Annotated in this window: 12 protein-coding genes and 1 tRNA gene; 11 read left to right on the top strand and 2 right to left on the bottom strand. The window is 63.7% G+C overall.

All coding sequences use genetic code 11. The features are described from left to right. Positions 1-39: 39 nt before the first annotated feature. The 8 genes from tolB (at position 40) to PQR02_RS11300 (ending at position 5,936) form a co-directional block, all read left to right on the top strand. Complete coding sequence (gene tolB, locus PQR02_RS11265) at positions 40-1,332, top strand: Tol-Pal system beta propeller repeat protein TolB (RefSeq protein ID WP_149672950.1); 1,293 nt, start codon at positions 40-42, stop codon at positions 1,330-1,332. Between the two features lie 32 nt (positions 1,333-1,364). Further along, entirely contained in the window at positions 1,365-1,874 is a 510-nt protein-coding gene (gene pal, locus PQR02_RS11270; protein WP_408229812.1) for a peptidoglycan-associated lipoprotein Pal, read from the top strand. Between the two features lie 20 nt (positions 1,875-1,894). Continuing rightward, positions 1,895-2,644 (top strand): tol-pal system protein YbgF, encoded by a 750-nt coding sequence (gene ybgF, locus PQR02_RS11275; RefSeq protein WP_408229815.1) that lies wholly within the window; start codon positions 1,895-1,897, stop codon positions 2,642-2,644. 180 nt (positions 2,645-2,824) lie between these two features. Further along, a tRNA-Lys gene (locus PQR02_RS11280) sits at positions 2,825-2,900 on the top strand. 445 nt (positions 2,901-3,345) lie between these two features. Then, positions 3,346-3,606 (top strand): hypothetical protein, encoded by a 261-nt coding sequence (locus tag PQR02_RS11285; RefSeq protein ID WP_408229818.1) that lies wholly within the window; start codon positions 3,346-3,348, stop codon positions 3,604-3,606. Continuing rightward, the gene (locus tag PQR02_RS11290; RefSeq protein ID WP_408229821.1) at positions 3,603-4,007 is read left to right on the top strand and encodes a hypothetical protein; all 405 of its coding nucleotides are present in this window, start codon (positions 3,603-3,605) and stop codon (positions 4,005-4,007) included. Before PQR02_RS11285 ends, PQR02_RS11290 begins: the two co-directional genes overlap by 4 nt. Positions 4,008-4,432: 425 nt before the next feature. Next, entirely contained in the window at positions 4,433-4,807 is a 375-nt protein-coding gene (locus PQR02_RS11295; RefSeq protein WP_408229824.1) for a hypothetical protein, read from the top strand. Positions 4,808-5,153: 346 nt separating this feature from the next. Further along, positions 5,154-5,936, top strand: coding sequence for a mechanosensitive ion channel family protein (locus PQR02_RS11300; protein ID WP_408230063.1), 783 nt, complete (start codon positions 5,154-5,156; stop codon positions 5,934-5,936). A 170-nt stretch (positions 5,937-6,106) separates the two neighbouring features. Here PQR02_RS11300 and PQR02_RS11305 read toward each other — a convergent pair whose 3' ends face one another. Then, positions 6,107-6,778, bottom strand: coding sequence for a VTT domain-containing protein (locus PQR02_RS11305; RefSeq protein ID WP_408229827.1), 672 nt, complete (start codon positions 6,776-6,778; stop codon positions 6,107-6,109). A gap of 205 nt (positions 6,779-6,983) precedes the next feature. Here PQR02_RS11305 and mutL point away from each other — a divergent pair, with 205 nt between their 5' ends. Together mutL and miaA are read left to right on the top strand one after the other, a co-directional pair. After that, on the top strand, positions 6,984-9,056 hold the full coding sequence (mutL, locus tag PQR02_RS11310) for a DNA mismatch repair endonuclease MutL (RefSeq protein ID WP_408229830.1): 2,073 nt from the start codon (positions 6,984-6,986) through the stop codon (positions 9,054-9,056). Between the two features lie 43 nt (positions 9,057-9,099). After that, complete coding sequence (gene miaA, locus PQR02_RS11315; protein ID WP_408229833.1) at positions 9,100-10,050, top strand: tRNA (adenosine(37)-N6)-dimethylallyltransferase MiaA; 951 nt, start codon at positions 9,100-9,102, stop codon at positions 10,048-10,050. Positions 10,051-10,141: 91 nt separating this feature from the next. Here the strand turns inward: miaA and purM are convergent, their stop codons facing one another. Next, the gene (gene purM, locus PQR02_RS11320) at positions 10,142-11,209 is read right to left on the bottom strand and encodes a phosphoribosylformylglycinamidine cyclo-ligase (protein WP_408229836.1); all 1,068 of its coding nucleotides are present in this window, start codon (positions 11,207-11,209) and stop codon (positions 10,142-10,144) included. A gap of 101 nt (positions 11,210-11,310) precedes the next feature. On the opposite strand from purM, the gene PQR02_RS11325 reads away from it, so the two are divergent. Beyond that, on the top strand, positions 11,311-12,387 hold the full coding sequence (locus PQR02_RS11325) for an AI-2E family transporter (protein WP_408229839.1): 1,077 nt from the start codon (positions 11,311-11,313) through the stop codon (positions 12,385-12,387). The last annotated feature ends 2 nt before the right edge of the window (positions 12,388-12,389 follow it).

The raw sequence follows: 12,389 nt of genomic DNA on the forward strand, positions 1-12,389 counted from the left end.
GAAGTGTTAGTAAAACCGTTTTTGGGGAATCCATACAGCATGAGTTTGATGACCAAGCTAGGCCTGCGGACACTCGTAGCATCGTGCCTGATCGCCGTTGGCGGCACCGCCAACGCACAACTGAACGTCCTCGTGACAGGCGTCGGGTCCACCCAGTTTCCAATCGCCACGGCGAATTTCGCCAATGAAGCGAACTCGCCGCAGCAGGTCAGCACGATCGTGCGTCAGGATCTGCAGCGCAGCGGCAAATTCACCAACATCGACGCGGGCTCCACGCCGGTGTCAGAGTCGGATTCCGTCGACCTCGGCGCGTGGAAGGCCAAGGGCGCCAATGCGTTCGTGGCGGGCAGCGTGAACCGCCTGCCGAACGGCCAGTACGAAGTGCGCTTCAAGCTGTACGACACCGTCAAGGGTGAAAGCCTCGGCGGCCTCGTGCTGGTGAGCCCCGAAAGCGGCTTGCGCATGAGCGCGCACAAGGTCGCGGACTACATCTACGCGAAGCTGATGGGCGGGCGCGGCGTGTTCGCCACGCGCCTGTCGTACGTCATCAAGACGGGCGGCCGCTACCAGTTGCAGATCTCCGACTCGGACGGCCAGGACGCGCACATCGCGCTGTCGAGCCCCGAGCCGATCATCTCGCCGGCGTGGTCGCCTGACGGCACCAAGGTCGCCTACGTTTCGTTCGAGAAGAAAAAGCCGATCGTCTACATCCACGATCTGCCCACGGGACGTCGCGTGGTCGTATCGGATCAGAAGGGCAACAACAGTGCGCCGGCGTGGTCGCCGGATGGGCGCACGCTCGCCGTCGCGCTCTCGCGCACCGGCAACACGCAGATCTTCGCCGTCAATGCGGACGGCAGCGGCCTGCGTCGTCTCACGCAAGGCAGTTCGATCGACACCGAGCCGACCTTCTCTCCTGACGGCCAGTCGATCTATTTCACCAGCGACCGTGGCGGCGCACCGCAAATCTACAAGATGCCGGCCCAGGGCGAAAACGCAGGCGCCGCGCAACGCGTCACGTTCACGGGCAACTACAACACCAGCCCGCGCGTGAGCCCGGACGGCAAGCAGCTCGCCTATATCTCGCGCGTCGGCGGCGGGTTCAAGCTCTATATCCAGGACCTGCAAGGCGGATCAGCCACGGGCCTGACGGACACGACACATGACGAATCGCCGAGCTTCGCGGCGAACGGTCAGTACATTCTTTACGCCACACAGGTGAACGGCCGTGGCGTGTTGGCCGCAGTATCGACCGACGGTCGCACTCGGCAGGTCCTGTCCGTTCAGGGCGGCAGCGTACGCGAGCCGTCCTGGGGCCCGTTTATGCAATAACGTTGATGCAATAACACAAGGAGAGTAGTCAAATGATGTCCAAATTTCGTTTCGCATTTGCTGTACTGATGATCGGCGCGCTGGCCGCGTGTCACTCGGGCGTAAAGCTCGACGAAAATGCCAACAAGGGCGGCGCAGGCTCGGCGCAGCCGAACCCGAACGACGTCGCGACGGTCAACGTCGACCCGCTGAACGATCCGAATAGCCCGCTCGCCAAGCGCAGCATCTACTTCGATTTCGACAGCTACTCGGTCAAGGACGACTACCAGTCGCTGCTGCAACAACACGCGCAATACCTGAAGGGCCATCCGCAGCGTCACGTCCTGATCCAGGGCAACACCGACGAGCGCGGCACCAGCGAGTACAACCTGGCACTCGGCCAGAAGCGTGCTGAAGCCGTGCGCCGTTCGCTGTCGCTGATGGGCGTGACGGATTCGCAAATGGAAGCCGTGAGCCTCGGCAAGGAAAAGCCGCAAGCTACCGGTCATGACGAAGCGTCGTGGGCACAAAACCGCCGCGCCGACCTCGTGTATCAACAGTAAGTCAACAGATGATGAGCCGCATGACGCATCGTTTCTCCTGGCTGCGGTTTACCGCAGCGGCCTGCGTCGCAGGCACGGCCTTCGCGGCCGTGCCCGCGCATGCGGGCATCTTCGACGACGATCAGGCCCGCCAGGCGATTCTCGATCTGCGCTCGAAGACCGATAGTTTGTCGAGCCAGCTGTCGGCCGCACAACGCACGATCCTCGATCAGTCCAACCGTCTCGACCAGCTCAACCAGCAGGTCGCGACGCTGCGCGGGCAGAACGAGGACATGGGCAACCAACTCACCACGCTGCAAAAACAGCAGAAGGACTACTACACCGATCTGGACACGCGCCTGAAGAAATTCGAGCCGCAGCAACAGACGGTGGACGGCGTCCAGGGCGAGGTGCAGCCGGGCGAAACCGATTCGTTCAATGCGGCTTCGCAGCAGTTCCGCAGCGGCGATTTCAAGAACGCGGCGGCGTCGTTCCGCAGCTTCATCTCCAAGTATCCGAACAGCCCTTACCAGCCGACCGCGCAGTATTGGCTCGGCAACGCGCTATATGCGCTGCGCGATTACAAGGGTTCGACGGCTGTCTGGCAAGGTGTGGTGAAGAACTACCCGCAGCATCCGCGTGCGCCGGAAGCGCTGCTGGCGATTGCGAACAATCAGCTCGAGCAAGGTCAGAAGGCTGCAGCCAAAAAGACGCTCGAGCAGATCGTCGCGCAATACGCCGGTTCGGATGTTGCGCAGTCGGCTCAAAGCAAGCTGGCGCAGATCAAGTAGCCGTATCAGATTGAGTTGTTGGCAGTAACGCGCAGTGTCCGATGTCATAGCCACGCGCGCCTCTCGCTGAAAAGCCCGGGCAGTGATGCCCGGGCTTTTCACTATCTGAAGTCTCGATGGCCGTGGCGGCCCACGTGTTGACAGCCCCTGAGGCCGTCGCTATAATTTCGCTTCTCTTTTGGGTCGTTAGCTCAGCTGGTAGAGCAGCGGACTTTTAATCCGTTGGTCACAGGTTCGAATCCCGTACGGCCTACCAAAAGATTCAAGGGCTTGCACGCGTCAGCGTCGCAAGCCCTTTTTCCTTTCCAGCGCCGGTCCGTGCAGGCGCTGCGTCCGATTGCCTCCAGGTCGATTCCCGCAATCGAAGAGAGCCATTCAGCAGATCGCAATCTTACATAGGGTTACGTCACTGCATGAATCGCCCGGCGTGCGAAACCGCACACACAGATAGCGGCGAATTTCATCAGGCCGGGCAAGAGAGTCCAGGGCCTGCACGCATCAACCTCGCAAGTCCCCTTTGCATGCGCTTCACGCTTTGGCGTCCTCTTCGTCATTCCTTAAAACAGTTCGACATTCCACAGACCGTCCGCGCGCCGCCCAAGCATGATCGTTTCGTGGCGCCCCTAGAGCGCTCCAGACAAGACCACAGGACCGGCAAGCGAGGGACAACATTCCCGCCGCCCAACCGCTTAGGGGTGCCCATGAAAACGACGGTAAAAGTAATCTGGGTAGTCGGCATCGCGATCTCGACCGAAACGTCGCACGCTCAGGAAATATTCGTCCAGGGCGGCACGCTTGGCATCGGCGTCGGTGCCGCGCTGAGCATCAATTCGAGGTTCGGCGTGCATGCAGACTTCAATGCGATCAAGTTGTCGCACGACTTCACCGTAGGCGGCAATCGCTATGAGGACGACTTGCGTCTGCGTCAAGGCGGCCTGTATGGCGATTTTTTCCGTGGGTGAATAGCGGCTTTCGCATCACGGCCGGCGTCCGTATTACGGATAACGAGGTCTCCGGGAATTCCGTTCCGACGAACGGCGTTTATATATTCAACGGAGTAGCCTCGCCCGCCTTTCCGGGCGAGTACGCGACGGCCACCGTCAAGTACCCGCCTGTGATGCCCTATCTGGGCGTGGGCTACGGGCTGCGACCGGCGTCGAAGGGACTTGGCCTCGTGGTCGATCTGGGCGTCGCCTACGGCATCCCTCGCTCTTACTACACGCTCTCACCTGCTCTCTCTCAAGCCGCCGGCCCGGCGATGCGTCAGCAGATCATCGCGACCGGGCTGCAGCAATTGCGCGATAAGGCGTCGCCGTTTCGGTGGTATCCGACGTTGCAGATCGGCATTTCGTATCGTTTCTGAGCCGCGGGCGTCGACGGCTACTTACATCACAATCACATATAACCGGACTGGTTGCGGGAATGCGCATCCGAACGTGATTCACTGACGCGCTGTGTCTCACCGGTATCCGGCAGCACAAACTCCCTCCCCTTCCCCGCCGAAGGACGTGGGGAAACTTCCCCCGCTCAACGTCCTTCTACAGCATTCCTGACAATTTCATCGACGCACTCTCGCACCGAAAATCACTGCATCGCATAGAACGATCAAGCTTTTTCACACAACTACTCCGCCATGTCGGCATCGCCCCAAACACCTTCAAAACCAGCACATTTATCGAGACGGAAAGATATGCAATGATCGCTGCCGCCCCGGGAGAATCTACCGGGCCCTCGCGTCAGCAGACGCTTCGGCAACCCTGCGGCGCCCTGCGCTTTCATTGAATCGATATGGTCAATTTTCTGTTCGATGTCTTCTCGAACCTCGCGTTACTCGCGACCGTTTTGCTCGTGTGCGGCCTGTACAACCGGTTCACCGCCGGCCCAGCAGTCAATGGCGCGCATGTGTTCGCGGCGCTGGCATCTACCGCGCTGGCGCTCGATGCGGCGCTGACCTTCCTTGTGTTCGCCGACGCACAAAACCGCTACGGCCAGTTCAGCGCGCCAGCCGCGTTTTGTCAGCGTGCCGGCGCGTATCTGTTCTCCATCGTTGCCGCTTTCGCGTGGCACTCCCTCGCACGCCGCAAACGCGATACAGGAGTGCGCGCCGACAAGGCGCTCGTCATTCGCACGTCGCCCTATTCTGAATCGCATCTGCGCATGTGAGCCAATGCGTATGTAAGCGCAACCAGTTGGCATCCCCAAGGCCGCGGCGACAGCGCACGCCCCAAACTACGTTTGCACTACCCCGCGCACCGCGAACGCGTCGGACCCCACCCTTGACCCCGGCCACCAAAGCGCCCGCTCTTTCCCGCCAGGCCTGCCCCTCAGTCAGCAGGAACGGTCCTTGCGAATGCGCGCGCCGTCGCCTATAACTCCCGAAGCCGAGTGTGCCCGTTTGCGCCCGTCGTCGGGCGTTTGCCGCTGTATTGCGCCACCGTCGTTCAATCAGTAGAAGGCAACTTATCCAGCGAGGAACATCTTGGATCTCGATAACATACGCGTGTTCATCATGACCCGGGGCATCGACCTCGGCACCAAGGTCCTCGGGGCAATCGTCTTGTGGATCGTCGGCCGCTGGATCATCGGCCTGATCACCGGTTTGCTGCGCAAGGTGCTCGGACGCCATGGCCGGGTCGATCCCACGCTGGCTCACTATCTCGGCTCGATTCTCGGCGCCTTGCTGAACCTGCTGCTGATCCTCGCGATCCTGCAGGTGTTCGGTGTCCAGACGACTTCGTTCGCCGCGCTGCTCGCCGGCTTCGGCCTCGCGATCGGCACCGCGTGGGGCGGCCTGCTCGCCCATTTCGCGGCGGGCGTCTTCATGCAGGTGCTGCGGCCGTTCAAGGTAGGCGATTTCGTCACCGCGGGCGGCGTGACCGGCACGGTCTCGGAGCTGGGTCTGTTCGGCACCACCATCGTGACGCCGGACAACGTGACGACCATCGTCGGCAACAACAAGATCTTCTCCGACACGATCTCGAACTTCAGCATATTGCCGGTGCGGCGCGTCGAGCTGACCGCGAAGATCGCCAACGGCGTCGATCCGACCGACGCGATGGCCCGCTTGCGAGCGGCCGTCGTGCAGATTCCCAACGTGGTCGGGAGCCCCCCGCCCGACATCGAAGTGTTGAGCTTCACGCCGGAAGGACCGCTACTCTGCGTGCGGCCCTATACGGCCAATGACCATTATTGGCAGGTCTATTTCGACACGAATCGCGCGATCGTTCAGACGTTCAAGGACGCGGGCTACCCCACGCCGGAAACTCCGCTGGCGCCGCGCGTGGTTCAGTAAGCGGAGCCGGGATCGCGGTACATCAGAAGAAAGGAGCGTTTGCGCCCCGACGCCGGCGTAGCGCCTCCCGCCGCAGCAGACTCAAGCTTTGCGAAATAAAAAGGCGCCGCGAGACTTCGCGGCGCCTTTTCGTACCCCGGCATCAGCGGCCGCGCGGCCGCGCCGGCGCGTCAGCGGCCGCCGGCCTTCGCGGCATCCTTGCGGAACATCTTCCATAGTGCGCCGAGCACAACCGGCACCACGGCCGCGCCGATACCCACCAGCACGATCACATTCAGGTACTGGCGGATAAACGGAATGTTGCCGAAGAAGTAGCCGAGCAACACGAGCAGCAACACCCACAGCAACGCGCCGATGATGTTGAACATCTGGAACCGGCTCACCGTCATCGACGATGCGCCCGCCACGAATGGCGCGAAGGTCCGCACCACCGGAATGAAACGCGCGAGCACGATGGTCTTGCCGCCGTGCTTCTCGTAGAAGTCGTGGGTCTTCTGCAATGCGCGACGATCGAGGAAGCGTTCGAGGAAAGGAATGTGCGAATTGAACACCCGTGGCCCGATGGCCCGCCCGATCATGTAGTTGACGGTGTTACCCGCGACCGCCGCAATCAGCAGGAGCAGGATCAGCAGACCCAGGTTCAACTGGCCCGTCGCGCAAAACGCGCCGCCGATGAACAGCAGCGAGTCGCCGGGCAAAAACGGCAGGATCACCAGCCCGGTTTCGCTGAACACGATCAGAAACAGCACCGCGTAGACCCAGGCGCCGTACACGTGAATGAAGTCTCCGAGGAACTTATCGATGTGCAGGACGAGGTTGACGAAATGTAGCAGCGTATCCAAGGAGCGTCCTTTGTTAAACGATTGAGAGTGTGGCGAAACGCCGTTGCCGGCAAGCCTGCGAACAACCGCGGCGAGTTCACACAAGCTCACGCCGGCAGCCCGAAATTGACCGCGTCATGATACCGAAAGTGCCCCGCCGCGATTAAAAATCTGCCGCCGCCGTGTGCGGCGGCGGACCCGCGTGCCGAATCGCTATAATTTCGCCATGTCCGAATTCTCCGATACGCCTGACGGCTCCGCCACGCTCCCAGCAGCCGCGCCCGCGTCCGCGCCACGTCCGTTGCGCGCGATCCAGCCCCTTCCCGATCAGCTCATCAGCCAGATCGCCGCCGGCGAAGTGGTCGAACGGCCGGCCTCGGTGGTCAAGGAACTGCTGGAGAACGCGCTCGATGCCGGTGCGCAAACGCTGCGTATTCTGCTCGACGAAGGCGGCGTCAAGCGCATCTCGATCACCGACGACGGCTGCGGCATCCCCGAGAGCGAACTGGCGCTCGCGCTAATGCGACACGCGACCAGCAAGATCTGCTCGCTCGCCGAACTGGAAGCGGTCGCTACGCTCGGGTTCCGCGGCGAGGCGTTGGCGTCGATCGCGTCGGTTGCGCAAATGACCATCACGAGCCGCACCGCCGACGCGCCGCATGCCGTGCGCGTCGACGCGCAAACCGGCGTGCTGAGCCCCGCGGCCGGCACGCAGGGCACGATGATCGAAGTCCGCGAGTTGTACTTCAACACGCCCGCACGCCGCAAATTCCTGAAAAGCGAGCAGACCGAACTCGGCCATTGCCTCGAACAGGTCCGGCGCGTGGCGCTGGCGCGGCCGGACGTGGCGATTTCGGTGCTGCATAACGGCAAGGCGGTCGAACACTGGAACGCGAGCGAACCGCCGGTGCGGGTCGCGAAGATTCTCGGCGACACCTTCGCGACGGCCCATTTGCCGCTCGACGAATCCGCCGGGCCGCTGGCCGTCTACGGCTGCGCCGGGCTGCCGACCGCGAGCCGCGGCCGCGCCGATCAGCAGTACTTTTTCGTCAACGGCCGTTTCGTGCGCGACAAGCTGCTCACGCACGCGGTGCGCGCCGCCTACGAAGACGTGCTGCACGGCGACCGTTATCCGTCGTATGTGCTGTTCCTCGATCTGCCGCCCGAAGGGGTCGATGTGAACGTGCATCCGTCGAAAATCGAGGTTCGCTTTCGCGACTCGCGCTCGATTCACCAGTTCGTGTTTCACGCGGTGCAGCGCGCGCTGGCGCGGCATGCGGGCGCATCGCCGGAAACGACGGCGGGCGGGCATGCGGCGCATCTGGAGCCTGCGGCAGGCGGCCCGGCCTCGTTCGGTGCGACACCGCTGGGCGGCGCGGGCGCAAGTCCCGGAGTGGGCGGCGGCAGTGGCGGCGGTTTTGGCTCCGGCATTGGCTCCGGCGGCTTTGCCGGTGGCCTGAATCGCGGGCCGAGCGGTGGATTCGGCTCGTCGCAATCCGGCACGACCTGGACGCGCCAGGCGCGCATGACGCAAGGCACGCTGCCGGTCGCCCAACCGCTCGCGTTCTACGACGCGCTGTTCGGCCGCAAAGACACCAACGCCGGCATCGCCGAAGGCGCCGCGCTCTTCGAAGCGCGCGACTCGGCCGGCGAAACGCCGGCGCCGTATCACGCATCGGCGCCCTATAACTCGCCCGCCTTCAACGCCGCCGACGAGCAACCGCTCGGCTTCGCGCTCGGTCAGATTCACGGCATCTACGTGCTCGCGCAAAACGCACACGGACTGGTGATCGTGGACATGCACGCCGCGCACGAGCGCATTCTGTACGAGCAGTTCAAGAACGCGCTGGCCGATCGCGCGATCGCCGTGCAGCCGCTCCTGATCCCGCAGACGATGCAGGCCGATCCGATCGAAATCGGCACCGTCGAAGAAGAGCGCGACACGCTCGACGCACTCGGCTTCGACCTCGCCGTGCTCTCGCCGACCACGCTGGCGATCCGCGCGGTGCCCGCCTTGCTGAAAGACGCCGATCTGCAGGCGCTGGCGCGCGCGGTCCTCTCCGACCTGCATTCGTTCGGCGGCTCGCGCGTACTGACCGAGCGTCAGCACGAACTGCTCGGCACGCTCGCCTGCCATCACGCGGTGCGGGCGAACCGCCGTCTGACGCTCGACGAAATGAACGCGCTGCTGCGTCAGATGGAAGCGACCGAGCGCGCCGACCAATGCAATCACGGGCGTCCGACGTGGTATCAACTGACGCTGTCCGATCTCGATCGGCTGTTCATGCGCGGGCAGTGACGGTGCGCTCGATGACAGTGTTTCGACGCGCGCCCGCTCGCCCATGACGACACGCCCTTCACCGACGCCGATTCCCTGCCTGCTCGGCCCGACCGCTTCCGGTAAAACCGCCGCCGCGTTGGCGCTGGCCGCGCGGCGGCCGGTCGAGATCATCAGCGTCGATTCGGCGCTGGTGTATCGCGAGATGGATATCGGCACCGCGAAGCCGACGGCAGGGGAGCGCGCAGTGGCGCCGCATCATCTGATCGACATCGTCGACCCGACCGACGCTTATTCGGCCGCGCAGTTTCGCGCCGACACGCTGCGGCTGACCGGCGAAATCCACGCGCGCGGGCGGCTGCCGTTGCTGGTCGGCGGCACCATGCTGTACTACAAGGCGCTCACGCAGGGGCTCAACGACCTGCCCGCCGCCGACCCGGACGTGCGCGCCGCGCTCGATGCCGACGCCGCGCGCGAGGGCTGGCCGGCGCTGCATGCGCGGCTCACCGCCGTCGATCCCGTGACGGCCGCGCGGCTCGCGCCGAACGATTCGCAGCGGATTCAGCGCGCGCTCGAAGTTTTCCTGCTGACCGGGCAGGCGATGTCGACGCTGCTGGCCGCTCCGGCGCGCCCAGACGACGCAGCCGCCGCGTGGCGCTTCGTGCCGATCGCGCTGGAGCCGGCCGATCGCGGCGTGTTGCATGCGCGCATCGAGAAGCGCTTCGACGCGATGCTGGCGGGCGGTTTCGTCGATGAAGTGGTGAGGCTGCGCGAACGCGGTGACTTGAAGCCCGAGATGCCATCGATGCGATGCGTCGGCTATCGGCAGGTCTGGGAGTATCTGGATGGCACGGTCGATTATCCGACCATGCGCGACAAGGGCGTGTTTGCGACCCGGCAGTTGTGCAAGCGGCAGCTCACGTGGCTGCGAAGCATGACTGAGCGGGTGGTCGTGGACTGCTGCGATCCGCACGCTACCGCGCGGGTGCTCGATCAGATCGAGGAGTTGATTTGAAGCGTTGAGGTGAAGCTTTGATGTGATGCGTCGAAGCAGCGGCCCCGCGCGGCGTTGTGCGATCCGCACGCCGCGCGGCGCATACCAATCTTTAGATTACGATGGTCTGCGCTTCACCGGCCGCGCTCCCGCGAATCGCGCCGATCTTCCAGACCTGTTCGCCAGCCGCCGACAACAGGCCGATCGCCGCATCGGCGTCGGCTGCCGAAACCACCACCGCCATGCCGATCCCGCAGTTGAACACGCGATGCATTTCCGCTTCCGCGACGCCGCCGTGCTTTTGCAGCCACGAGAACAGCGGCGGCATCGGCCATGCGCGATGATCCAGCTCGGCCGTCAGGCCGTCACGCAGAACGCGCGGAATGTTTTCGACCAGCCCGCCGCCCGTGATGTGCGCCATGCCCTTCACGGTGATCTGCTGCATCAGCGCCAGCAACGGCTTCACGTAGATATGCGTCGGCGCCATCAGCGCGTCGGCGAGCGTTCGGCCGTCGAAGTCCGCATTCAGATCGGGCTGCGCGCGCTCGATGATCTTGCGCACCAGCGAAAAACCGTTCGAATGGATGCCGCTCGACGCGAGGCCCAGCACCACGTCGCCGGGGGCGATCGTGCTGCCGTCGATGATCTTGCTCTTTTCGACCGCACCGACCGCGAAGCCGGCCACGTCGTACTCGCCGTCCGGATACATGCCCGGCATTTCCGCCGTTTCGCCGCCGATCAGCGCGCAACCCGACAGTTCGCAGCCATGCGCGATGCCCTTGACGACCGTGGCCGCCGTGCCGACGTCCAGCTTGCCGCACGCGAAGTAGTCGAGGAAGAACAGCGGCTCGGCGCCCTGCACGAGAATGTCGTTCACGCTCATCGCCACCAGATCCTGGCCGACGGTGTCGTGCTTGTTCAGCTGGAACGCGAGGCGCAGCTTGGTGCCGACGCCGTCGGTGCCGGACACGAGCACCGGTTCCTTGTATTTCTTCGGCACTTCGAACAGCGCGCCGAACCCGCCGATGCCACCCAGCACGCCGTCGCGCATCGTCTTTTTGGCAAAGGGCTTGATCGCGTCGACGAGGGCGTCGCCCGCGTCGATGTCCACGCCGGCGTCGCGATACGACAAACCTTGGGCCGAATCAGTTGAAGGCTGGGCGGATTTCGGGTGATTCATGGGGAAGAGCTCGAAGGTCGGTAAAATGCGATTTTACCCGATGCCGGCCGACTGGCTGGAATTTGAATCATCCGGTTCCGACGACACCTGGGAAACCAACTTTGCAACAAACCTCACCGATTCCGACTCCGGTTCAGCGCCGCGCCATCATCTGGCTGGCTATCGCGCTGGGCGTCGGCATCCTGCTGTGGCTGCTCAGCCCGGTCCTCACGCCGTTTCTGCTCGGCGCGATTCTCGCGTACATCCTGCAGCCGGGTGTCGCGTGGATGGTGCGGCGGCGCGTGCCGCGCGGCCTCGCGGCGTTGCTGATGATCCTGTTTTTCACGCTGCTGATGACGATGCTCGTGCTGCTGGTGCTCGCGGTGATCCACAAGGAAGGGCCGCAATTGCGGCAGCAGGTGCCGGTGTTCTTCGCGCATGTGAGCGCGTGGCTGCAACCCAAGCTGGCGATGATGGGACTGGCCGACTCGCTCGATTTCGCCAGCATCCGCGACCTCGCGATGGGGCAGCTGGAAGGCAGCGCGCAAACCGTCGCGATGTACGTGTGGACCTCGCTGCGCACCAGCGGCAACCTGATGATGACGGTGGTGGGCAACCTCGTGCTGGTGCCGCTCGTGCTGTTCTATCTGCTGTTCGACTGGAACCGCATGCTCGCGCGCATGCAGATCGTGGTGCCGCGCCGCTGGCTCGACAAGACGCTGCAACTGGCGCGCGACATGGACCAGATGCTGTCGCAATACCTGCGCGGCCAGTTGCTGGTGATGGCGGTGCTGGCGGTGTACTACTCGGTCGCGCTGAGTCTGGCCGGTTTCGAGATCGCGTTGCCGGTCGGCATTTTCACGGGACTCGCGGTCTTCATCCCGTACCTGGGTTTTGCCACCGGTCTGGTGTTGGCGCTGCTCGCCGCGCTGCTGCAGTTCGGCGACTGGTACGGCTTTGGCGCGGTCGCGCTGATTTACGGCTTCGCGCAGATCGTCGAGAGTTTCTATCTCACGCCGCGCCTCGTCGGCGAACGGATCGGGCTGCACCCGCTCGCGGTCATCTTCGCTTTGCTCGCGTTCGGCCAGCTGTTCGGCTTTTTCGGCGTGTTGCTCGCGTTGCCGGTCAGCGCGATCCTGTCGGTGGCGATCCGCGAGTTGCGGCAAAGCTATCTGGCCAGCGCGCTTTACAACAACTAACT

The organism is Paraburkholderia sediminicola (assembly GCF_046026895.1).
GTDB lineage: Bacteria > Pseudomonadota > Gammaproteobacteria > Burkholderiales > Burkholderiaceae > Paraburkholderia > Paraburkholderia sediminicola_C.